21 protein-coding genes are annotated in these 22,580 nt (G+C 59.2%); 12 read left to right on the plus strand and 9 right to left on the minus strand.

From position 1 onward, the window contains the following. Positions 1-89 precede the first annotated feature (89 nt). From sat to SynMITS9220_RS01705, 4 genes are read left to right on the plus strand one after another with little or no spacing between them, the layout of a single operon-like run. The gene (gene sat / locus SynMITS9220_RS01690) at positions 90-1,256 is read left to right on the plus strand and encodes a sulfate adenylyltransferase (RefSeq protein WP_186990323.1); all 1,167 of its coding nucleotides are present in this window, start codon (positions 90-92) and stop codon (positions 1,254-1,256) included. A gap of 46 nt (positions 1,257-1,302) precedes the next feature. Next, on the plus strand, positions 1,303-3,156 hold the full coding sequence (gene ftsH, locus SynMITS9220_RS01695) for an ATP-dependent zinc metalloprotease FtsH (RefSeq protein WP_115126881.1): 1,854 nt from the start codon (positions 1,303-1,305) through the stop codon (positions 3,154-3,156). Further along, complete coding sequence (locus SynMITS9220_RS01700) at positions 3,131-3,784, plus strand: bifunctional 4-hydroxy-2-oxoglutarate aldolase/2-dehydro-3-deoxy-phosphogluconate aldolase (protein WP_186990324.1); 654 nt, start codon at positions 3,131-3,133, stop codon at positions 3,782-3,784. The genes ftsH and SynMITS9220_RS01700 overlap by 26 nt, the downstream gene beginning before the upstream one ends. A gap of 52 nt (positions 3,785-3,836) precedes the next feature. Then, positions 3,837-4,508, plus strand: a complete 672-nt coding sequence (locus SynMITS9220_RS01705) for a hypothetical protein (protein WP_186990326.1) — start codon at positions 3,837-3,839, stop codon at positions 4,506-4,508. A 16-nt stretch (positions 4,509-4,524) separates the two neighbouring features. Here the strand turns inward: SynMITS9220_RS01705 and aroC are convergent, their stop codons facing one another. The 4 genes from aroC to SynMITS9220_RS01725 are packed head-to-tail and all read right to left on the minus strand — an operon-like array spanning position 4,525 to position 7,854. Beyond that, complete coding sequence (aroC, locus tag SynMITS9220_RS01710; protein ID WP_186990329.1) at positions 4,525-5,613, minus strand: chorismate synthase; 1,089 nt, start codon at positions 5,611-5,613, stop codon at positions 4,525-4,527. A gap of 34 nt (positions 5,614-5,647) precedes the next feature. Beyond that, entirely contained in the window at positions 5,648-6,106 is a 459-nt protein-coding gene (locus tag SynMITS9220_RS01715) for a cupin domain-containing protein (protein WP_186990332.1), read from the minus strand. A 44-nt stretch (positions 6,107-6,150) separates the two neighbouring features. Then, positions 6,151-7,008 (minus strand): cyclopropane-fatty-acyl-phospholipid synthase family protein, encoded by an 858-nt coding sequence (locus tag SynMITS9220_RS01720; RefSeq protein WP_186990334.1) that lies wholly within the window; start codon positions 7,006-7,008, stop codon positions 6,151-6,153. A 3-nt stretch (positions 7,009-7,011) separates the two neighbouring features. After that, a complete protein-coding gene (locus SynMITS9220_RS01725; protein WP_067098624.1) occupies positions 7,012-7,854 on the minus strand; it encodes a class I SAM-dependent methyltransferase in 843 nt (280 codons plus the stop codon). Between SynMITS9220_RS01725 and SynMITS9220_RS01730 the strand changes: the two genes are divergently transcribed. The 4 genes from SynMITS9220_RS01730 to SynMITS9220_RS01745 all read left to right on the plus strand — a co-directional run bounded on the left by SynMITS9220_RS01730 (position 7,853) and on the right by SynMITS9220_RS01745 (position 11,107). After that, positions 7,853-8,035 (plus strand): hypothetical protein, encoded by a 183-nt coding sequence (locus SynMITS9220_RS01730; protein ID WP_186990336.1) that lies wholly within the window; start codon positions 7,853-7,855, stop codon positions 8,033-8,035. The genes SynMITS9220_RS01725 and SynMITS9220_RS01730 overlap by 2 nt on opposite strands. 65 nt (positions 8,036-8,100) lie before the next feature. Further along, positions 8,101-9,234, plus strand: coding sequence for a glycine betaine/L-proline ABC transporter ATP-binding protein (locus SynMITS9220_RS01735; protein WP_186991730.1), 1,134 nt, complete (start codon positions 8,101-8,103; stop codon positions 9,232-9,234). Next, positions 9,231-10,130, plus strand: a complete 900-nt coding sequence (locus SynMITS9220_RS01740) for a proline/glycine betaine ABC transporter permease (protein WP_222930441.1) — start codon at positions 9,231-9,233, stop codon at positions 10,128-10,130. Before SynMITS9220_RS01735 ends, SynMITS9220_RS01740 begins: the two co-directional genes overlap by 4 nt. After that, positions 10,103-11,107, plus strand: a complete 1,005-nt coding sequence (locus SynMITS9220_RS01745) for a glycine betaine ABC transporter substrate-binding protein (RefSeq protein ID WP_255483180.1) — start codon at positions 10,103-10,105, stop codon at positions 11,105-11,107. The genes SynMITS9220_RS01740 and SynMITS9220_RS01745 overlap by 28 nt, the downstream gene beginning before the upstream one ends. A gap of 118 nt (positions 11,108-11,225) precedes the next feature. Here SynMITS9220_RS01745 and psbA read toward each other — a convergent pair whose 3' ends face one another. Then, positions 11,226-12,305 (minus strand): photosystem II q(b) protein, encoded by a 1,080-nt coding sequence (gene psbA / locus SynMITS9220_RS01750; protein ID WP_186490358.1) that lies wholly within the window; start codon positions 12,303-12,305, stop codon positions 11,226-11,228. Positions 12,306-12,479: 174 nt separating this feature from the next. Between psbA and SynMITS9220_RS01755 the strand changes: the two genes are divergently transcribed. Next, positions 12,480-14,096 carry a photosystem II high light acclimation radical SAM protein gene (locus SynMITS9220_RS01755; protein WP_186990338.1) on the plus strand — a complete coding sequence of 539 codons (1,617 nt, stop codon included), beginning with the start codon at positions 12,480-12,482 and terminating at the stop codon, positions 14,094-14,096. On the opposite strand, the gene SynMITS9220_RS01760 is transcribed toward SynMITS9220_RS01755, so the two are convergent. From SynMITS9220_RS01760 to SynMITS9220_RS01770, 3 genes are all read right to left on the minus strand, one after another. Then, positions 14,060-14,815 carry a CPBP family intramembrane glutamic endopeptidase gene (locus tag SynMITS9220_RS01760; RefSeq protein WP_186991736.1) on the minus strand — a complete coding sequence of 252 codons (756 nt, stop codon included), beginning with the start codon at positions 14,813-14,815 and terminating at the stop codon, positions 14,060-14,062. The two genes, SynMITS9220_RS01755 and SynMITS9220_RS01760, sit on opposite strands and share 37 nt — an antisense overlap. A gap of 104 nt (positions 14,816-14,919) precedes the next feature. After that, entirely contained in the window at positions 14,920-15,240 is a 321-nt protein-coding gene (clpS, locus tag SynMITS9220_RS01765; protein ID WP_115124922.1) for an ATP-dependent Clp protease adapter ClpS, read from the minus strand. 49 nt (positions 15,241-15,289) lie between these two features. Further along, entirely contained in the window at positions 15,290-16,516 is a 1,227-nt protein-coding gene (locus SynMITS9220_RS01770; protein WP_115124945.1) for an LL-diaminopimelate aminotransferase, read from the minus strand. Between the two features lie 146 nt (positions 16,517-16,662). On the opposite strand from SynMITS9220_RS01770, the gene SynMITS9220_RS01775 reads away from it, so the two are divergent. The 3 genes from SynMITS9220_RS01775 to SynMITS9220_RS01785 all read left to right on the plus strand — a co-directional run bounded on the left by SynMITS9220_RS01775 (position 16,663) and on the right by SynMITS9220_RS01785 (position 22,009). After that, positions 16,663-19,242 carry a TIGR03960 family B12-binding radical SAM protein gene (locus SynMITS9220_RS01775; protein ID WP_370594385.1) on the plus strand — a complete coding sequence of 860 codons (2,580 nt, stop codon included), beginning with the start codon at positions 16,663-16,665 and terminating at the stop codon, positions 19,240-19,242. 263 nt (positions 19,243-19,505) lie between these two features. Then, the gene (locus SynMITS9220_RS01780) at positions 19,506-21,440 is read left to right on the plus strand and encodes an Rne/Rng family ribonuclease (protein WP_186990339.1); all 1,935 of its coding nucleotides are present in this window, start codon (positions 19,506-19,508) and stop codon (positions 21,438-21,440) included. Beyond that, positions 21,437-22,009, plus strand: coding sequence for a ribonuclease HII (locus tag SynMITS9220_RS01785; RefSeq protein ID WP_186990341.1), 573 nt, complete (start codon positions 21,437-21,439; stop codon positions 22,007-22,009). The genes SynMITS9220_RS01780 and SynMITS9220_RS01785 overlap by 4 nt, the downstream gene beginning before the upstream one ends. On the opposite strand, the gene SynMITS9220_RS01790 is transcribed toward SynMITS9220_RS01785, so the two are convergent. Beyond that, complete coding sequence (locus SynMITS9220_RS01790; protein WP_186990343.1) at positions 21,950-22,552, minus strand: DUF1997 domain-containing protein; 603 nt, start codon at positions 22,550-22,552, stop codon at positions 21,950-21,952. The genes SynMITS9220_RS01785 and SynMITS9220_RS01790 overlap by 60 nt on opposite strands. Positions 22,553-22,580 lie beyond the last annotated feature (28 nt).

The raw sequence follows: 22,580 nt of genomic DNA on the forward strand, positions 1-22,580 counted from the left end.
CCCCTTTTTTGTTGTGACCCCTTTTCGCTGAAGTCTCAGGCTGTTGTCTGGGAGAATCGCGCCGTCTTTCCAATCCACTCCGGCCTGTCATGACTGCCAGCTCCCCTTCCTCTCAGACCGGTGTGATCGCTCCCTATGGCGGCACCCTGGTGGATTTGATGGTTCCAGAGGGTGACAAAGCTGCAGTGAAGGCCTCAGCCAGCAGCAGCATCGAATGCTCCGATCGCAATGCCTGTGACGTTGAGCTGCTGGTGGTCGGTGGCTTCTCCCCTGAAAGGGGTTTCATGCACCAGGCCGATTACGACGCCGTGGTGGCCGGGAACCGCACCACCTCGGGGTATCTCTTCGGACTGCCGATCGTGATGGACACCGACCGTGAGGACATCACGGTCGGGCAGAAGATTCTGCTCACCTACAAGGGCCAGGATCTTGCTGTGCTCACCGTTGAGGACAAGTGGGAGCCAGACAAGGTCATTGAGGCCAAGGGTTGCTACGGCACCACATCCTTGGAACATCCGGCTGTGCGCATGATCGCCACAGAGCGTCGCCGTTTCTACCTCGGTGGTCTGATTCAGGGCCTTGAACTGCCGTCGCGTGTGTTCCCCTGCAAAACCCCGGCTGAGGTCCGTGCTGGCCTCCCTGAAGGAGAGGACGTTGTGGCCTTCCAGTGTCGCAATCCCATCCACAGAGCCCATTACGAGCTGTTCACTCGGGCCCTGCATGCCAGCAACGTCAGTGAGAACGCAGTGGTGCTCGTGCATCCAACCTGCGGGCCCACCCAGCAGGATGACATTCCTGGAGCTGTTCGATTCCAGACCTACGAGCGACTTGCGGCCGAGGTGGATAACGCTCGGATCCGCTGGGCTTACCTGCCCTACGCCATGCATATGGCAGGCCCCCGTGAGGCTTTGCAGCACATGATCATTCGCCGTAATTACGGCTGCACCCACTTCATCATTGGGCGTGACATGGCCGGCTGTAAGTCTTCCCTGAGCGGTGATGACTTCTACGGTCCCTACGACGCTCAGAACTTTGCCAAGGAGTGTGCGCCTGAGCTCACCATGGAAACCGTGCCCTCTCTCAACCTCGTCTACACCGAGGAGGAGGGCTACGTCACCGCGGAACACGCCGAGGCCAGAGGGCTGCATGTCAAGAAGCTCAGCGGCACTCAGTTCCGCAAGATGCTGCGCAGCGGTGAAGAGATCCCCGAGTGGTTTGCCTTCAAGAGCGTCGTGGATGTACTCCGGTCCACCTGAGCTCTCAACTACCTATTAACATTCCTTCATCAGAGGCGGAAGACCCTTGAACAAACGTTGGCGGAACATCGGCCTTGGTGCCCTCCTCGTGCTCGCGATCGTTGTCATCGCACCGGCTTTCTTTGGTGGCGCCGGCAACCCTCAACCCGAGGCACGCTCACTTCGCTACAGCGATTTTGTGGAGAGGGTCCAGGAAGATCAGGTCAGCAGAGTGCTTCTTTCACCCGATCGTGGTACAGCTCAGGTTGTCGAGACCGATGGTCGCCGCGCTGAGGTGAATCTGGCGCCCGACAAGGACCTCCTCAAGCTGCTCACCGATCACAACGTTGATATCGCTGTTCAGCCCTCGCGCCAGCCCGGCGCTTGGCAGCAGGCCGCTTCAAGCCTGATCTTCCCCTTGCTGTTGTTGGGTGGGTTGTTTTTCCTCTTCCGTCGTGCCCAGTCCGGTGGCGGCGGTGGTAATCAGGCCATGAACTTTGGCAAAAGCAAGGCTCGTGTGCAAATGGAGCCTTCCACGCAAACCACGTTTGGTGACGTTGCGGGTGTTGAAGGTGCAAAGCTCGAACTCACTGAAGTCGTTGACTTCCTCAAGAACCCTGACCGCTTCACCGCTGTAGGAGCCACGATCCCTAAAGGTGTTCTGCTGGTCGGCCCTCCAGGTACCGGTAAGACTTTGCTTGCCAAAGCTGTGGCTGGTGAGGCCAGCGTTCCTTTCTTCTCGATCTCCGGTTCGGAGTTTGTCGAGATGTTTGTCGGCGTTGGTGCGAGCCGTGTTCGTGATCTTTTTGAACAGGCGAAGAAAAACGCACCCTGCATCATCTTCATTGACGAAATCGATGCGGTCGGTCGCCAGCGTGGAGCTGGCATGGGTGGCGGCAATGACGAGCGTGAACAGACACTGAATCAGTTGCTCACCGAAATGGATGGTTTCGAGGGCAATACCGGAATCATCATTGTTGCGGCCACCAACCGCCCTGATGTCCTCGACTCAGCTCTGATGCGTCCGGGACGTTTTGACCGTCAGGTCACGGTGGATCGACCCGACTACGCAGGTCGTCTACAGATCCTCGGAGTGCATGCTCGCGGCAAGACGTTGTCCAAAGATGTCGACCTCGACAAGGTGGCTCGCCGAACTCCTGGCTATACGGGGGCCGACCTGTCCAACCTGCTGAACGAAGCTGCAATCCTTGCTGCCAGGCGTGATCTGAGCGAAGTCAGTAATGACGAGATCAGTGATGCCATCGAGCGGGTGATGGCGGGTCCTGAGAAAAAGGACAGCGTGATGAGTGATCGCCGTAAGCGGCTCGTTGCCTATCACGAGGCCGGTCATGCTCTGGTTGGTGCCCTTATGCCTGACTACGACCCGGTTCAGAAGATTTCGATCATTCCCCGTGGAAATGCCGGTGGTCTGACCTTCTTCACTCCCAGTGAGGAGCGGATGGAGTCAGGCCTGTATTCCCGCACTTACCTGCAGAACCAGATGGCCGTTGCGCTCGGCGGTCGTGTTGCTGAAGAGATCGTCTACGGAGAAGACGAAGTCACCACAGGTGCTTCCAATGACCTCCAGCAAGTTGCTTCAACTGCAAGACAAATGATCACCCGCTTCGGGATGAGCGACAAACTCGGACCTGTAGCGCTTGGTCGTTCCCAGGGAGGCATGTTCCTCGGACGTGATATCGCGGCTGAACGTGACTTCTCGGAAGACACTGCGGCAACCATCGACGAAGAAGTTTCTGATCTTGTTGCTCTGGCCTACAAGCGTGCCACCAAGGTTCTTGTCGACAACCGCTCTGTGCTCGATGAGCTCGCAGACATGCTCGTGGACCAGGAAACTGTGGATGCAGAAGAGTTTCAGGAACTGCTGATTCGCAGTGATGTCCGTATTGCCGAATACGTCTGAAACTGATCTGGGGTTGATTCGCTCGTTGCGGATCCAACCCCTTTTGGTTGTTTTGCGTCCAGAACGCATTGATCTGGAGGCAGTTTTTTTCACCACCCGTCTCTGCCGTCAGCTCGATCAGCTGGTAGAGGCGGGTGTTCAGCATGTAGAGATCGCATGGATTGATCATCCCCGCTGGCGTGATCTTGTGATCGCAGCGAGGTCTCGTCATCCACGTCTGTCCCTTGGAGCGGCATCGATCACGCAGCAATCGGCTCTGCAGCAGGTTGCTGAGCTTGGATTCAGCTACGCCATGTCGCCGCTGTTGGATCGGGAGTTACAGCAACAAGCGAAGCAGCTTGATTTTTTGTTGGTCCCAGGTGTGATGACTCCCTCCGAGATCAGGCAAGCCTGTGATTTGGGTTGCCGTTTGGTGAAGTTGTTTCCGGCAAGCGTGGTTGGGCGCAGCTTTTATCGTCAGATCGCTGCGCCGATGGGGAATCTCCCTTTCATGATTGCTGCTGGAGGCTTGCGTGCCGGTGACCTCTACTCCTGGCTCGATGCTGGATATGACGCCATCGCGCTTGGTCGAACTGTGTTCGAAAACAATGATTTTGATCCCTCCCTTGCCGCCTGGATTGGCGCATGAGTGGTAGCGATGAGACCCATCTGCTACAGATAAGAGAGATGTTTCAGGAACAATGTCTCAGCTATCCATCAAGTTGAGCGACAAAGCTGATGCTTTGATCGCTCAGTTGCAGAAGGAAATTTTCAATCGACGTCGCAAGAAGGTCACCGCCTCCGGCGTCGTGGAGACTCTGGTCGAAAGCGGGGCTCGCTCGCAGTCCGACAAGCGTTTCTCAACCTCCTGGGTCAATCTCATTCAGGACATTGAAAAGGCCGCCAAGCTGGCCAATGCCCATGGCAGCAAACCCTCTTCACTCAGCGATGAGGAGTGGGTGATGGTGTTGAGCCATCGCAACCGCCAGTCCCCTGGTAAGCCTGCACGTCAGTCAGCTGCCAAAAAGCCTGCCGCTAAAAAGCCTGCGGCCAAGAAATCTGTGGCCAAAAAGCCCGCTGCCAAAAAGCGGGCTGCAGTGAAGGCTTCCACGGCCAAGGCTCCCGCAGCGAAAGCCGCAGTCGCCAAGACTTCCGTGAAGAAATCCGCTTCACGCAAGCCGGCCACGACGAGAGCCGCCAAAAAGACGACGACAACGTCGACAACCGTGAGCACTGCGAGCAAGCCACGCTCGGCTCGTCGTGCCCGCAAGGCCACCAAGTCATCGGCATCCGGGTCAGTGGCCGGACGCATGGCCAAGGCCGCAGCTCAGCTGGGGAGCGGAAGCGGCATTACGTCTCCGGCTCGCAGCTGAATCACCAAGTGCAGCCTCACCAGAGGCTGCACTGACCCTGTTGTCTGAGCAGGTGGTCGGCCAGAACCAGATTCACCATGGCCTCCACCATCGGCACGGCTCTGGGCAGCACACACGGGTCATGTCGACCTTTCGCGGCGAGGGTGGTGGCCTGTCCGCGATCGTTGATTGTTTGCTGCTCTTTGCGGATCGTTGCGGTGGGCTTGAAGGCCACCCGGATCACAATCGGCTCGCCGTTGCTGATGCCTCCCTGAATTCCTCCGGAATTGTTGGTGGCTGTGCGCAGCCGGCCTTCGTCGCTGGGCAGAAAGGCATCGTTGTGCTCGCTTCCTTTCAGCCGTGTGCCGGCGAAACCTGAGCCGATTTCGAACCCTTTGGTCGCGGGTAGTGACATCACCGCCTTAGCCAGATCCGCTTCCAGCTTGTCGAACACAGGCATTCCGAGGCCCACAGGAGGCCTGCGTACAACGCATTCGATCAGACCTCCACAGGAGTCGCCCTCGCGGCCGATCGCCTCAATCCGCTCGATCATCCGATCGGCCATCGCAGCATCCGGACATCGCACGATGTTGGCTTCCACGGCTTCGCGGTTCACAGCATTGATGTCCACCGTTGCTTCGAGGTCATGAATGCGCCGGACCCAGGCCACGACCTCCGTGCCATGGACCTTGCTCAGCAACTGCCTGGCAATGGCACCAGCCGCCACGCGGCCGATCGTTTCGCGCGCCGATGCCCTGCCGCCGCCGCTGCGCGCCTGAATGCCGTATTTCGCTTGATAGGTGGCATCGGCGTGGGAGGGTCGAAAGGCAACCTCCATCTCCTGGTAATCCTGGGGTCGTTGATCTTTGTTGCGCACCACCATGGCAATCGGTGTGCCCAGGGTCATGCCATCCATGACACCGCTCAGGATCTCCACCTGATCGGCTTCCTTGCGCGGTGTGGTGATTTTGCTCTGGCCTGGTTTGCGCCGGTCTAGTTCGGCCTGAATCGCTGGCACGTCGAGTTCCAGTCGTGGCGGGCAACCCTCCAGGATCACGCCGACCCCGCCGCCATGGGACTCGCCGAAGGTGCTGATGCGGAACAGGGTGCCGAAACTGCTGCCCAATGGAATGCTTTCTCTCGTTCGAGCGTAAGAGAGCTCAGATCAGCTCGCTCAGGGCCCCTGAAGGCTGTTCAGAAGCCGGTCGGTCCCGAAGCATCTCGAAGTCGTTGAAGTCGAAACCTGGTCCGACACAGCAGCTCACCAGGGAGTACTGCCCCTCCGCGCGTGCGGCCATCCAGTGGCCAGCGGGCACCACGTGAACAGGATTGTGCATCGAGAGCACATGCTGCATGGCTTGGCCTCCGTCCGGTTCAAGAGTCCAGAGACTCAAGGGTGTTCCCTGGAGATGGGTCCAGACCTCATCGGCCTGATGCACGGCATGCCAACGGCTTCTGGACCCTGCATCCAGCAGGTAGAGGATGCTGGTGATGGCTGTTCGTTGCTGGCCATCGGCACGGGTGACCCGTGAAGAGCTCCGATAGAGCTCACGGAACCAGCCACCCTCTGGATGGGGTTCGAGGCTCCAGTCCTGAATCAGTTGATGGACGACCTCCATCGGTGAGTGGCTCGAAGATGGGGTCTCCTCTGAGATTGGCTCCATCAGTTCAGGGGTTTACTGAAACGCATCAAGCCCCAGCTGAGCTTCCCTGACTGGCCACCATCAACCCAATGGCCTAGCCCGGCATCCATCCGCTCCAGATAAGCCGGCGTGATGCTGCGTTCCAAATCCTCACGGCGTCGTCGCAACTCCAGGCGGACCCTGTTGTAGTGCTCGATCAGCATCGGTGTGCGGTCATGCCATGCCGTACGCGTTAGCCCTGCCTCGGTAGCCCAGCGGTGATACCGCTCTAATGATCCGAGATCCGCAAGGTGAATGCGATCGAGAATCGCCGTCAGTGAATCAGCATTGACACCATCGGCTGCCATGGGGTCGGTCATCACCATCACGCCACCAGGTTTCAGCAAACGTGCTGCTTCCTGCATCACTGTCCGTCGGTCACCGGAGTGGAGAATCGCGTCCTGACTCCAAATCACATCGGCGCAGCCATCGGGGAGGGGAACTGCCTCGAAGGAAGCATCGTGAACGGTGATGCACTCAGAGAGACCGGCCTCTTGATTGAGCAGCCGATGTCGGTTGTTCTCAACGGCGGAGATGTTGATGGCATCCACCCGGATCCCAGGGCTGCTGCAGAGTCTCCTAGCGGCTCCCCCGTAGCCAGACCCGAAGTCCACCACCCTCAGCGTGGTCGCTTGGTTCGGGGGAAGAGGCTGGCCGATCAAGGCGATTAAGGCGTCGACAGTGCGACGGCTTGCGGTTGCGATCGGTTCCTCCGCACTCTCATAAAGGCCGATGTGAATGTCCTCGCCGCCCCAGATGCCTGCGTAAAACCGATCGGCATCATCACTGTCGTAGTAGTTGGCCGCGGTGCTGGCTGCTTCGGAATAGGTGCTCGTCATCGCTCAGATCGCTGTGATGTCGGTGTCGAACAGATATTCCTTCTCAGCGACATGCACGTAGAAGTCGGGATCATCGTGGCCGCGTTGATAGTCGCCATAGCTGGTGATCCGCTGGAAGCCCACCTCTCGCATCAGGCGCCGCACATAGCCGTGCCGCAGCGGGAACATGTTCAGGTGATAGGTGCTTCCATCGCTGAAGGCATAACGGAAACGGGCCAGTCCATCGTCAACGTGTTCCGGTCCCACTTCAACGTCTTTACCGCAATAGACATTGCTCTTGCCGCTTGTGGAGGTTCCCTCCAGCAGGCGGTCATAGTTGCGGTGATCAAGAATCAGAATGCCGTTGTGCTTCAGCACCGCGTAGTACTCGGCCAAGGCCTTTCGACGGTCTCGTTCGCGGAACAGGTGGGTGAATGAGTTACCCAGGCAGATCACGGCGTCGTACTCGCCGTGAATGTCGCGGTTCAGAAAGCGCCAGTCCGCATGAACCGTGCGCATCAGCAGATCGCGTTCCCGGGCGTTTTTGAAGGCACGGGCAAGCATGTTGGGGCTGCCATCCACGCTCACCACATCGAAGCCCTCGCGTAGCAGACGGACGGAATGGAAGCCCGTGCCTGTCGCCACATCCAGGACCGAGCGGGCGCCGTGCTCGTGCAGTAGGCGCACAAAGAAGTTGCCTTCAGCTTCTTCCCTGGCATCCCAATCAATCAGGCGATCCCAGCGGTCTGCGAATTGCTCAATGTATTCCTGCTGATAATGATCCGTTTCCCGGACGCGTTCGGGTCGCTGCCCGAAGCGTTGCGCATCACCGGATTCCGCTGAAGGGTGGCTTCTGAGTGTGGTCATGCCGGTCGGCTCCTCTACTGCGCGGGGGCGGTGCGAAGGACAGCAGCGGCGCTGTCTGACAGCTCGTTACCGACCCTCTGAGCTGTATCGACGTTGCGAAACGGGCTCAATTCGCAACCTAATCACGGCGTTTGAAGCTGTCAGCTACGCAGATGAAGGCTTTGTGGAAAACGGATGGTGACTGACCGCTGATCAGCAGGTCAGGCCACTGCTATAAGCAGCTCAGGCTTGGGCGGAGGCTCTGAAGTGCAGTCAGAGATCTCCATCGAGTCGGTCTGGAAGCTGTTTGGCAAATCCTCTTCAGAGTTGATTGAGCAGCTGCGCTCAGGTGCGGATCCTGAGGATCTTCATGCCAGTCGCGGCGTGCGGGCTGCTGTCCAGGATGTCTCGATGCAGGTTCGTGCCGGCGAGATCTTTGTGGTGATGGGTCTTTCCGGCTCAGGTAAATCCACCTTGCTGAGGATGCTGAATGGTCTGATCTCCCCCTGCGAGGGGGAGGTGACTGTCAAGGGTCGTTCGCTGAACTCGATGACGGCACCCCAGCTCGCGGAGCTGCGGCGTCATCAGATGGCGATGGTTTTTCAGTCGTTCGCGCTCTTCCCCCATCGCAACGTGCTTGAAAATGCTGCTTTTGGTCTTGAGGTTGCGGGCATGGCTCGCAAGGCGAGGACTGATCGCGCCATGCAGGCACTTGAGCGTGTAGGACTGGCCGCAGAGGCCCGTAAAAGACCACGCGAGCTGTCCGGCGGTATGCAGCAAAGGGTCGGTTTAGCTAGGGCTCTGGCCCTTGATCCGCCGATTTTGCTCATGGATGAGGCCTTCTCTGCCTTGGACCCTTTGATCCGCAAGGACATGCAGGATCTGTTGCTGGACCTGCAGGCCGAGCACCGTCGCACGGTGGTGTTCATTTCCCATGATCTTGATGAGGCGATCAGGATCGGTGACCGGATTGCCTTGATGCAGGCCGGGCGTCTATTGCAGTGCGACACCGCTCAGCGGTTGCTGCAGCATCCAGCCAATAACGAGGTCAGACGCTTTTTTCGCGACGTCGATGTGGCGTCCGTTCTGACAGTGGAAGCGATTGTGCAGCCTCCTCCTCGTCTGAGTGTTTGCGATGTGGGCGAACCTCTGCCTGATGACGGGGTCGTCACGATGTATGTGACGGATCGTCTGCAGCATTTTCGCGGTCTGATCCGACCAGGTCTCGGCTGGGTCGACATGGCTGCCATCAAGACCTTGTCGATAGGCACATCGGTGAAGGCGGCCATTGATGTGGTGGCAACCAGTTCTGAGCCAGTGCCCGTGCTGGATGACGAGCAACGGCTGCTGGGCGTGATCAGCGCGCGTCAGTTGCTGCTTGCAATGGAGGCAGGCGGTTGACGCTGATCCTTGCTGCTGCTCATCAACCCGGTTGGCTTGGTCAGGCGATCGATCTTTCTGTTGAGTGGTTGTTGGCCAACGCCCAGGGATTGTTTGATCTGATCAAGGTGTCGGTGCTGGCCCTGGTCTCTGTCACTGAAATGGTGTTGGAGTGGCCACCGGCCTGGATGTTCGCTCTGATTACCGCGGCGCTGGGGTTCTGGCGCGTCAATGGTGGGTTCGCGCTGTTCGTTCTGCTCGGCTTCAATTTGGTGCTCTCTATGGCGCTTTGGAGCGAGATGATCGCCACCCTTTCGCTGGTGATCACAGCCTCCGGTCTGGCTCTGTTGATCGGCCTGCCGCTGGGCATTCTCTCGGCACGTTCACGATTGGTCTGGAGGCTGGTGCGTCCCTGTTTGGATCTGATGCAGACGATGCCTGCTTTTGTTTATCTGATTCCAGCAGTGATGTTGTTCAGCACGGGTGCAGTTCCTTCAATTCTCGCCACTTTGATCTTCGCCATGCCGCCGGTGGTCCGGCTCACGCATCTGGGAATCATCCAGGTTCCGGATGACCTGATCGAAGCCGGTCGCTCCTTCGGCTGCAGCGATCGCCAGTTGCTCTGGAAGGTGCAGATGCCCAGTGCCATTCCCACCGTGATGACCGGGGTCAATCAGACGATCATGTTGTCTCTGTCAATGGTCGTGATCGCTTCGATGATCGGTGGCGGAGGTCTCGGTGATGTGGTGTTGCGTGGGATTCAGCAACTTGATGTGGGGATGGGGTTTGAAGGTGGGATCGCCGTGGTGATCTTGGCGGTGATCCTCGACCGTCTCAGTCAGAGCTTCGCCGGGCGACGCGGATCATCATTTCAACAACGCCTGCGCGCATGGATGGCTGTTTGGAGGTCGTCATGAGCGGTCGACAGATCCGACGACGAGCTGTCCTGCTCGGAGGCCTGGGGGTCGCGGGGATCTCCGCAGCCAGCTTGGTCAAGCTCAGTGCACCATCCTCCTCGGTGAGCTTTTCGCCCCCCGCTGGCAAGGGAGGTGTGGAGGGCTCACGCAGCTCGCTGCCCAGTTCTGCATCCGCAAGACCCACACTGCGCCTTGGTTGGTCACCCTGGGCTGACGCTGAGGTGGTGAGCCTCATTGCTCAGAGAGTGATCCAACAGGCTTACGACGTGAATGTTGAGCGCGTGCTTGCCGACATCGGTATCCAGTACGCCTCCATCGCTCGCGGTGATCTGGATCTGATGCTGATGGCATGGTTGCCGTTGACGCACCGTGACTATTACCGGCGGGTGCGCGATCGGGTCGTCGATTTCGGTTCGATGTATTCAGGCCGTCTGGGCTGGGTGGTGCCGGATTACGTACCTGCCTCGGAGCTCTCTGCGATACCTGATTTACGCGACCCTTCCCTGGCGCGGCGGTTCGACAACCGCGTGCAGGGGATTGATCCTGGCTCGGGCCTGAATCAGGCCTCGGCTGAGGCACTCAAGAACTATCGCCTCAACGATCTGGAGCTGGTTGCGTCAAGCAGTGCTGCCATGACGGCGGTGCTTGATCAGGCCATCCGCAAGCAACGGTGGGTGGTGGTCACCAGCTGGACGCCGCATTGGATGTTCGCTCGTTATAGGTTGCGTTTCCTTCAGGATCCACAACGGGTGTTTGGCGGTATCGAGTGGATTCATGCGCTCGGTCGCCCTCAGCTGGATTTAGATATGCAAGATCTGGCTGGTTTCCTCACTCGCTTCCATTTGCCCGATCAGGAGATGTCGGATTTGCTGTTTCAGGCCAATGATCAGACGGCTGAGGCTGCGGTGGATGACTACATCGCCTCCCATCCGGCACGGGTTCGGTACTGGGTCACTGGTGACATATCGGCAACTTGAGCCGTTGCATTGCTCCCTGATCTGAGAGCTCACTGACCGACCAGGCAGCCAGCAAAAAGCCCCCTCGTGAGAGGGGGCTTTCCGATTCAGTTGACCTGAATCGTTTGTTGATTCCAGATCAACCGATGGCGGGAGCTTGCAGAGCCACAGGAGTGGACTCAGCAGCAGCCAGGTCGAGGGGGAAGTTGTGAGCGTTGCGCTCGTGCATGACTTCCATGCCGAGGTTGGCGCGGTTCAGCACATCAGCCCAGGTGTTCAGGACGCGGCCCTGACCATCAAGGATGGACTGGTTGAAGTTGAAACCGTTCAGGTTGAAGGCCATGGTTGACACGCCAAGGGCGGTGAACCAGATGCCGACAACGGGCCAGGCAGCCAGGAAGAAGTGCAGGCTACGGCTGTTGTTGAACGACGCGTATTGGAAGATCAGGCGACCGAAGTAACCGTGGGCAGCCACGATGTTGTAGGTCTCTTCCTCTTGGCCGAACTTGTAGCCGTAGTTCTGGGACTCGCTCTCGGTTGTTTCACGAACCAAGGAGGAGGTCACCAGTGAACCGTGCATGGCGGAGAACAGTGAACCACCGAAGACGCCAGCCACACCAAGCATGTGGAAGGGGTGCATCAGGATGTTGTGCTCGGCCTGGAACACCAACATGAAGTTGAAGGTGCCGGAGATGCCCAGGGGCATGCCGTCAGAGAAGGAACCCTGACCGAAGGGGTAAACCAGGAACACGGCGGAGGCAGCAGCCACAGGTGCGCTGTAAGCAACGCAGATCCAGGGGCGCATGCCGAGGCGGTAGGAGAGTTCCCACTCGCGACCCATGTAGCAGAAGATGCCGATCAGGAAGTGAAAGACAACCAGCTGGTAAGGACCGCCGTTGTACAGCCACTCGTCGAGAGAAGCAGCTTCCCAGATGGGATAGAAGTGAAGGCCGATGGCATTCGAGGAGGGAACAACAGCACCAGAGATGATGTTGTTGCCATAGATCAGGGAGCCAGCAACGGGCTCACGGATGCCGTCGATGTCGACGGGGGGTGCTGCGATGAACGCAACGATGAAACAGGTGGTGGCAGCCAGCAGGGTGGGGATCATCAGCACACCGAACCAGCCCACATAGAGGCGGTTGTTGGTGGAGGTGACCCACTCGCAGAACTGCTGCCAGCCATTAGCGCCGGAGCGCTGCTGAATGGTGGTGGTCATGAGAACGGGAAAGAATGTCTCCGAGGAGACGGTTACGGAAGGGCAGGAAGCCCTGCCAAGCGTGATTGTAAAGCAACATTGCGCAAGATGTCGCTTGCTTTATGAAGCCGACGTGAAGAACCATTGAGACCTCGCTCAGGCGTTCTCAGGGACGTGGTTGTTAGCGTCCAAGCCATGCAAGGCCTTCTGCAACCGCCTGAGCTCCTGACTCAGCCCAAGCATTCCGGCGAAAGGGTGCTGCTAGTCAGGCTGCCTTGCAACCCCATTTTTCCGATTGGCCCGATCTATCTGGCTGATCACCTACACAAGTGCTTTCCAGGAATCCCCCAGCGGATTCTCGACTTGGCGGCGTTACCGGTTCTGGACGTGCACCGGGTTCTGCGCATCACGATTGACCAATTCCGCCCCACACTTTTGGTGTTTTCCTGGCGGGACATTCAGATCTATGCCCCTGTTGATGGTCGGGGTGGCAACCCACTGCAGAACTCGTTTGAAGTCTTCTACGCCCGCAATCCCCTGAAGCGTTTGCACGGTGCATTAGGTGGACTCCGCCTGATGACCAGCCATTACGGAGAGCTCTCCCGCAATCAGGCTCTGGTGCGCAGAGGGCTTCGTCAAGCAAGGCGTCATCGCCCTGAAGCCAGGGCCGTGCTTGGCGGCGGCGCCGTCAGCGTGTTCTATGAACAGCTCGGACGTTCTCTGCCCAAGGGAACGATTGTGTCCGTGGGCGAGGGCGAGCCTCTTCTGGAGAAACTGCTTCTCGGTCAATCACTGGATGGAGAGCGCTGTTTCGTGGTTGGTGACCCCCCTCGGCCGGGGCTGATCCATGAGCAACCGGAGAGTCGACCGAAAACGGCATGCGACTACGACTACATCGCCTCGATTTGGCCCCAGCTCGATTGGTACCTCGAGGCCGGTGATTTCTACGTCGGAGTGCAGACCAAACGTGGCTGTCCCCATAACTGCTGTTATTGCGTTTACACGGCTGTGGAGGGCAAGCAGGTGCGTCTGAACCCTGTTCAAGCAGTGGTTTCGGAGATGCGTCAGCTCTACGACAGAGGTGTTCGAGGCTTTTGGTTCACCGACGCTCAATTCATTCCGGCTAAGCGCTACATCGAGGACGCCAAGGAGCTGTTACGTGCCATCAAGGCTGAGGGTCTGACCGACATCCGTTGGGCTGCCTATATCAGGGCCGACAATTTGGATCCAGAACTGGCTCAGCTGATGGTGGAGACCGGGATGAGCTACTTCGAGATCGGCATCACGTCGGGGTCGCAGGAGCTCGTGCGCAAAATGCGGATGGGCTACAACCTGCGCACGGTTCTGGAAAGTTGCAGGATGCTTGCGGAAGCTGGCTTCCGTGACCATGTGTCGGTGAACTATTCGTTCAACGTGATCGACGAGCGTCCGGAGACGATCCGCCAGACCGTTGCTTATCACCGTGAGCTGGAGCGCATCTTCGGCGCAGATCTTGTTGAGCCCGCGATTTTCTTCATCGGGCTGCAGCCCCACACTCATCTTGAGCAGTATGGATTCGATCAGGGTCTGATCAAACCCGGTTACAACCCCATGAGCATGATGCCCTGGACGGCGCGCAAGCTTCTCTGGAATCCAGAGCCGATGGGAAGCACGTTCGGCAGAATCTGTTTAGAGGCTTTTGACCTTGATCCTTCCGATTTCGGCCGAACCGTGATGTCACTGCTTGAGAGGGATTACGGCGTGGCTCCTCTGCAGGAAGCACTCCGTGCACCGCTTCAGGGTCGAGCTGCTTTGGCCAAAGCCGTGAGCTGACGCCATAGCAGAACGCTCAGAGCAATGATTCCCACCAGCCCGCCCAAGGGGTTGGCATGGGCGCCACCGGGGCCGATCAGCCAGTCGGGAGCACTGGGTGAGACCTGCAGCAAGCCTGAACGCAGTGCGAACCAGCCGCCGACCAGACCTCCATGTAATCCGACACAGCCCCATAGGCAACCTCTGTCCAGGCGCCGTTGCACAGCAAGAATGAGACCAAGCAGCAACAACCCTGTCAGTAGACCGACCATTGGCAGAAAACCCTGATCAAATCGGGTGTGCGCGAGGCTGAAGATCACGGCCTGACCGATGACGGCTGTGCGGGGACCGGTCAGTGCGTTGAGCTCTCCCCAAAGCCAGCCCCTAAAGAGCAGTTCCTCAGCTAATCCGAGTCCGAAGCAGAGCAACAAGGCGTTGATCACATCACCCGTGGTGAGCTCCCCGAGCCAGCGTCCCCAGGATCCCAACAGCAACGGCAGGCAAGTCAGGGCCAGCAGACCAGCGGAGCGCAGCAGACCCTGGATCAAGCAGGATCCGGCTGATGACTCACTGCGGCGGCTGCGAACTCCAAGGGTTAGCCAGGGCTGGCGACTGTTCCAGCGTTGGCGCACCCAGCTGGGCAACACCAGGATGAACAGCACGAAGGTGATGACGGTGCCGATCAACGACAGCCGTGGAGGTGAGGACCCAGGGATCAGGTAGGCGATGGGTTGTGCCATCAACCATCCCAGTCCGTACAGCGCGGGAATCAGAATGATCGCCGTGACCCAGCGGGGTTGGTGGCTGAGCAGACCACCCCAGGCTTCGGCAATGGGTTTAACGATTATTCCTCCGGCTCGATTGTGCTGGTGAGCCCCTTGCCCTTGAGTGTTTCGCAATAGAACTCGGCCGGCTCCAGGTCGCAGACGATCACAAGCCCCACGCCTGTGTTGTGAGCTTCAAGCATGACGGCCATGCAGTCTTGTTCGCTGAGTTGGGGCACCACCTGGCGCAAGGTGGTGACCACGTACTCCATGGAGTTCACAGGGTCGTTGTGAAGCAGCACTTTGTACCGGGGAGAGCGCTTGCGCACCTTTTCCGGTGCCTTATCCAGGACGGCCGCTCCACCTGGACTGCGGCTGGGGGTATCCACCGCCATGACCATGGTTCTCAGAGACAAGGAATCTAAAGGGACTGGAAGCACAGCTGGCGAATCAGAGGGCCTTGATCCGCGCCATGGCGCTGTCGACATTGTCTCGGCTGTTGAAGGCCGAGAGGCGGAAGTAACCCTCTCCGGCTGCGCCGAAGCCACTTCCAGGGGTGCCGACCACATTCGCCTGATTGAGCAGATGGTCAAAGAAGCCCCAGGAGTCCATGCCATCCGGAGTTTTGATCCATACGTAGGGAGCGTGCTCCCCGCCATAGACGGTGAGGCCAGCGGAATTGAGTTCGCGACGGATGATCGCGGCGTTTTCCATATAAAAGGCCACCAAGCCTTTGACCTCTCGCTGGCCGGCATCGGAGTAAACGGCCTCTGCCCCACGCTGAATGATGTAGCTCACACCGTTGAACTTGGTGCTTTGTCTGCGGTTCCAAAGGCCCCAGAGTTCAACCGCTTCACCAGCGGAGGTTTTGCCTTTGAGTCCCTTGGGTACAACGGTGAGCGCACAGCGGGTGCCGGTGAAGCCTGCGTTCTTGGAGAACGAGCGGAATTCAATGGCGCAGTCGCGGGCTCCCTCGATCTCGAAGATTGAGTGGGGAAGACTCGGGTCCTGGATGAAGGCCTCGTAGGCGGCGTCGAACAGGATCAGAGAGCCGTTGGCGCGGGCGTAGTCCACCCAGGCTTTCAACTGCTCCTTCGTTGCGACGGCTCCTGTGGGGTTGTTGGGAAAGCACAGGTAGATGAGGTCCACAGGTTCGCTGGGGATCTCGGCCGTGAAGCTGTTGTCGGCACTGATGGGCAGATAAGTGAGGCCGGCATAGCGACCTTCGTCACCGGCATCGCCGGTGCGACCGGCCATCACATTGCTGTCCACATAAACGGGGTAAACAGGGTCTGTGACGGCGATCTTGTTTCCGGCCCCGAGAATGTCCAGGATGTTGCTGCTGTCGCATTTGGAGCCATCGGAAACGAAGATCTCCTCAGCGCTGATGTCACATCCGCGGGCTTGGAAGTCGTGCTTGGCGATGGCCTCCCGCAGCCAGCCGTAACCCTGTTCAGGGCCGTAGCCGTGAAAACCCTCAGCGGTGCCCATCTCATCGATGGCTGATTTCATCGCTTCGCGACAGGCCTGGGGGAGCGGTTCCGTGACATCGCCAATGCCCAGGCGAATCAACGCTGCATCGGGGTTGGCGGCAGCAAAGGCCTTCACCCGACGTCCGATTTCAGGGAACAGATAGCCCGCCTTGAGTTTGAGGTAATTGCCGTTGACCTGAACCACAGAAAGACCGATTTCTGCGGGCATCCTGCTACATACGATGAAGGAAGTCGGGTCGGAAGACCGTGACCGTCGCGTTGAATCCATCCACCGCGCCTGTGGCGTTTGACGAGTTGGTGGATGCGGGCATCAACAGGCCCGCTCGCTATATGGGCCATGAGTTGGGTGTGGAGCCCAGGGACTGGCATGCCGCCCGGGTTCGCTGGGCCCTCACCTATCCCGAGCTTTATGAGGTGGGCTCCAGCAATCTGGGGCACATCATTCTCTACTCGATTCTCAATGCCTTGCCTGGGCAGGTCTGTGATCGCTCCTACCTGCCTGCCGCCGATCTCGCCGAACGCCTCAAGCAGCGTGAGCAGGCGCTGTTCGGAGTGGAGAGCCGCTGGCCCCTCAACGCCTTCGACATCCTTGGCTTCAGCCTGAGTTATGAGCTGGGCGCCACCAACATCCTGGAGATGTTGGATCTCTGCAGGGTTCCGATCCGAGCGGCAGACCGCGGTGACTTGCCGCTGAGTGACCCTCAGGCTCCGCCGCTGATCTTTGCTGGAGGGCCAACGGCCACCAGCAACCCAGAGCCTTATGCCGCCTTTTTCGATTTCATCGCCTTGGGTGATGGTGAGGAGCTGTTGCCGGAGATCGGACTGGTGCTGGCCGAAGGCAAGCAGGCAGGACTGACGCGCTCGGCTCTGCTGCTTGATCTGGCCATGGTGCCAGGGGTTTATGTGCCGTCTCTCTATGCCCCGGGTCTGGATGGAGTCAGCCTTGAACCGCTTAAGCCAGAACTCCCCAAACGGGTGTTGAGACGGGTCGCCACGCCGATGCCCCATTACGCCATGGGTCTGGTTCCCCACGTGGAAACGGTCCATGACCGACTGACGGTGGAAATCCGACGGGGCTGCACCCGTGGCTGTCGTTTCTGCCAGCCGGGCATGCTCACGCGGCCGGCGAGGGATGTGGAGCCCGAAGCCGTGATCGAGGCCGTTGAAACGGGAATGCGGCAAACGGGTTACAGCGATTTCTCACTGCTGTCGCTCAGCTGCAGTGATTACCTCGCTCTCCCAGCAGTGGGGGTGGAGCTTCGCAATCGGCTTGCGGATCGCAATGTCACTCTTCAGCTCCCTAGCCAAAGGGTGGACCGTTTCGACCAGAACATCGCCCACATTCTCGGAGGTGCACGCAAGGCAGGACTCACCTTCGCTCCGGAAGCCGGCACGCAACGTCTGCGCGACATCGTCAACAAGGGGTTGACCGACGATGACCTGCTGCAGGGCATCCGTACGGCGATGCAGAACGGATACCGCAAGGTCAAGCTCTATTTCATGATCGGGCTTCCGGGAGAGACCGATGCCGATGTGCTCGGCATCGCCGAAACCTGTCGGATGCTTCAGGAGTGTTGCCGTGATCTGGGCCGCCTCAGCCTCAACACCACCATCAGCAACTTCACACCGAAGCCCCACACTCCTTTTCAGTGGCACAGCGTTTCCACCAGCGAGTTTCTCCGTCGTCAGCAACTGCTGCGTGATGCAGGTCGACGCCTTCGAGGTGTGCGCTTCAACTTCACGGATGTGCGCCTGTCGGCGATGGAAGATTTTGTGGGTCGCGGAGACCGGCGTCTGGCGCCTGTGATTGAAGCGGCCTGGCGTGCCGGCGCAGGCATGGATGCCTGGTTCGAGGCTCTGGATCGCACTTACAACGCCTGGACTAGTGCCATTGCCCAGGCCGGGCTTGAGGGGAGTTACCGGCAGATGGAGCTTGGTGGCTGGAGTGCAGTTTCGGCGCTGGATCGTGATGATCTTGAGGTGTTTTGCCGGCAACCCCTGCCCTGGGATCACATCGACAGCGGCATCGACAAGGGCTGGCTCGCCCAGGATCTGCAGCATGCGCTCGCCTCGAGTGTTGTGCCCGACTGCTCTTTTGAAACGTGCAGCAGCTGTGGCGTTTGCGGCCCTGATCTGGGTCACAACGTTGTGGTGGCGCCACCTGTAATTCCAGTGGCCAGGCCTCAGCAGGCGCCACCGAGTGACCGTGTCTGTCGTATTCGCTTTCGCTTCAGCAAAACTGGAGCGATGGCCTTGCTCAGCCATCTGGATCTAGTGCGTCTTCTCGAGCGAGCACTGCGCAGGACCGAGCTGCCCGTGAGCTTCACAGGTGGGTTTCATCCATTACCTCGGCTTCAGCTCGCACTGGCGCTGCCTTTGGGAGTGGAAGGGGGAGGCGAATGGATGGATCTGGAATTTGTGGAGACAGTTGACGCGTTGATGGTCAAAGAACGTTGGCAGCAGACGTTGCCACCGGGATTGCATCTGATCACGGCTGAGGAGGTGGCCGTGTCATCTCCCAGCCTGGCTCAGCAGGTGCGAACCAGCCGCTGGCGTTTTGTGCTGAGTGGCTCTGAGCTGCTGTCGCAGAGTGAATCCGTCGATTGGTCGCAGGCCATCGCGGCTCTGCTGGCACAGAACGAGCTGATCTGGGAGGACACCGACAAGAAAGGGCGTCCGCGTCGTCGTGATGTGCGTGAACTGCTCCAGGATCTGCGCCTGCTGGAGCAGCTTGAGCCCTGCTCGGAGGACATTGGCGCCAGAGCGGAGCTGGAGCTGCTTGCTGCCGTTGATTCCCAGGGCCGCAGTCTTAAGCCTTCTCAGTTGCAGTTCTGGCTCTCGCAATCTCTTGGGTTGGACTTGTCACTCTCCCGTGTTCGACGGGTGGAGCTGACTCTGCTGCAGTGCTAAATTCAATTCAGGACTTCAATCCAGAGGCTTGAGCCACGGATTCGTCCCGGCCTTCTTGTCCCAATCATTGTTTGGAACGAGAGGCCTAGGCCTCCGCTCCTGCCAGCGCCCCCGCGCTGATGTTGATCGGCCATAGGAGTGATCCACTCCGTGCCATTTCGACCCCAGGGTCTTTTCAAAGTAATTCCAATTCACCCCCGATCGATGAGCCCAGCGGCTCACTGACCGGTCACTGCCCTGACGGGCGTCGTCAGTTTCTGTTTATGCCCCAGCAAATCGTCATCGCCGAGCAGCTGCGCATCGCGGCGGTTCTGTCCGATGACCGTGTTGATGAGCTGATCGTGGCGCAAGGCCGCTATCAGATCGGTGACGTGTACCTCGGGACGGTGGAGAACGTGCTTCCGGGGATTGACGCCGCCTTTGTGAACATCGGTGAGAGTGAGAAAAACGGTTTCATCCATGTGAGCGACCTGGGCCCGCTGCGCCTTAAAAAAGGTGCTGCAGGGATCACTGAGCTGCTCGAACCGCGCCAGAAGGTGCTCGTTCAGGTGATGAAAGAGCCCACCGGCACCAAGGGCCCACGTCTCACCGGCAATTTGGCTCTTCCAGGCCGTTATCTGGTGTTGCAGCCCAGTGGCCAGGGCGTGAATATTTCCCGTCGTATTGGCGCCGAAGGGGAGCGCAATCGCCTCCGAGCTCTCGGGGTGCTGGTGAAACCGCCGGGTGCGGGTCTGCTCGTCCGCACGGAAGCAGAGGGCATCAGTGAAGACCTGCTCATCGACGATCTCGAATCCTTGCTGCGTCAGTGGGAAGCGATTCAAAAAGCAGCCGAAACCGCTTCGCCTCCCGTTCTGCTCAACCGGGATGAAGATTTCATCCATCGGATTCTCAGAGACCACACCGGCCCTGATCTGGCCCGCGTAGTGCTGGATGACGCCGCAGCTGTTGATCGAGTGACCAGCTTCCTGGGGCAGGAAGGGGCGAACGTTTCAGTGGAGGCACATACCGAATCCGACGAGCTGCTTGAGCACTTCAAGGTGAATGCGGCCATCCGTGATGCTCTGAAACCTCGGGTGGATCTTCCCTCCGGCGGTTACGTGATCATCGAGCCCACCGAGGCTCTCACGGTGATCGATGTGAACTCGGGCTCGTTCACCCGTTCCGCCAATGCCCGTGAAACAGTCCTCTGGACCAATTGCGAAGCAGCTGTCGAGATTGGACGGCAGTTGAAGCTCCGCAACATCGGAGGCGTGATCGTCGTCGACTTCATCGACATGGATTCCCGTCGCGATCAGCTGCAGTTGCTGGAGCATTTCATGACGGCGATGCGCGATGACACGGCGCGCCCTCAGATCGCCCAACTCACCGAGCTCGGCTTGGTTGAGATGACGCGCAAGCGTCAGGGACAGAACATTTATGAGTTGTTTGGTCGAGTCTCCCCTGGTTACGAGGCAGTGCTGCCTGGCAAGGATCTTCCTCAGCCTCAAGCTGCCGCCACAGGTCTGGTGAGATCGGCGACATCGGCGACATCGGCGCGTGAGGAAGTCGCGGCTCCTGCTGACTCAGGAGGCGGCCGCCGCCGACGTGGTGGCCGCGGCCGGGTGAATGGATCCACGGAGAACAAGCTGGTGGATCCGACCCTTGAGGCGACGGTGGCCGGTGAATCCACATCGGATGCCACCGAGCCCGCAGGCGCCAACCGCCGTCAGGATCCTGAACTGGTCGCTGTCCCGATGGACGATGACCAGGAAAGGGTCTTTGGCTGGTTGGGACTGAATCCAGTGCTTCTGTTGGATCCACCTCCTGAAACTGACAACCTGCTCGTACGGGTGGTGCGACCTGGAGAAGATGCCGACGCGGTCTTGGAAGATGCACGTCAGCAGCTGGCGGCCAGTTCAGGTCGCCGCCGTCGCCGTGGCTCCCGCGGAGGTCGAGGTGGAGCACGCAATGGCTCAACCGCTCCCGCACCTTCGCCTGTGTCGGCCACGGAAACTGCTGAAGAGGCGCCACTGCTGGTTGAGATCACTCCATTGGAGGTCACTCCTGCCAACGACGCTCCGACAGCGTCGCGAACGGTTGCTGCTCCTGAGTCACAGGTTCCTGAACCCGTTGCAGCAGCAGTTGCCGAGCCTGAGAAGCCGGCTGAAGAGGCCCGCCCTGGCCGTCGTCGTCGTCGCTCTTCCGCCACCGCCGAGTGATTGCTGGTGTCGATGAGGTTGGCCGTGGATGCTGGTTCGGGCCTGTCTTCGCTGCCGCGGTCTGCCTGACGGATTCTGCTGCGAATGCACTCTCCGATCTCGGCCTGACGGACAGCAAAGCCCTCTCCCCCAAGCGCAGAGCTGCGCTGGTTCCCGAGATTGAAGCTCGAGCCACCAGTTGGGCCCTGGGCCAAGCGGCTGCGCGTGATGTGGATGCGAAGGGGATCAGGGTGGCGACGGAACTCGCCATGCTCCGCGCTCTTCAAAAACTCCCCCAGGTTCCAGAGTTGGTGCTGGTGGATGGGGTATTGCCCCTACGCCCCTGGACAGGCCCTCAGCGCACCATTGTGCGTGGTGACAGCAGTGAAGCCTCGATTGCTGCCGCCAGCGTGCTGGCAAAGGAAGCTCGCGATGCCTTGATCCGTCGCCTGGCTCGACGTTTCCCTGGCTATGCCCTGGAACGCCATGCCGGATACGGTACCGCTCAACATCGAGCGGCCCTGCTGGCTTCAGGTGCCACTCCGATGCATCGTCACACCTTCCTCACCAAGGTGTTCGCCAGGGTCTGAGCGCCGATCTGAACCTGGTGTGTCCTCAGCTGGTGATTGCAGTGCCCAGTCCTGAAAATCACGCACCAGCTGTCGCCCGACCCGACCTTTGATTGTCATCAGGATGCCGTTCAGGATCGACTCGCCGGTGCTTTCCAGAACCCGTTTGGGAATCAGCTTCAGCAGTGGTGGCTGACTGACGTTCACTCCCAGTTTGGCCTCGCCCTGCAAGCCGTGATCCGTCACTTGCAGTTGTGCTTCCAGGCTCAGCTGGAAATCATCCACAAGCCCAAGCCCTTCAAGCGTGGCGTCAGTTGCCTGGATGGAGATCGTTCCATCACCCGGCTCGATTTTCAGGGATACGACAGGACAGACCTGCAGTTGAAACACCTGAAGTGTGGTGACCGTGTACCGGTAACGACCTGGACCGATCCTGTCGAGCTGACGCGCATCCAGAAGAGCTTTGATGACTCGGTCTTCCTGTTGCAGGTAGCTGCGTAGGGGCTGGGTCTGGTTGGCGACCGGCAGATCGAGATGCTGACTGGCGCGGAAGGCAAGGGTCATGCCCCTTGTGCTGACGCGGCATGATCCT

The sequence above is a fragment of the Synechococcus sp. MIT S9220 genome (assembly GCF_014304815.1).
GTDB lineage: Bacteria > Cyanobacteriota > Cyanobacteriia > PCC-6307 > Cyanobiaceae > Synechococcus_C.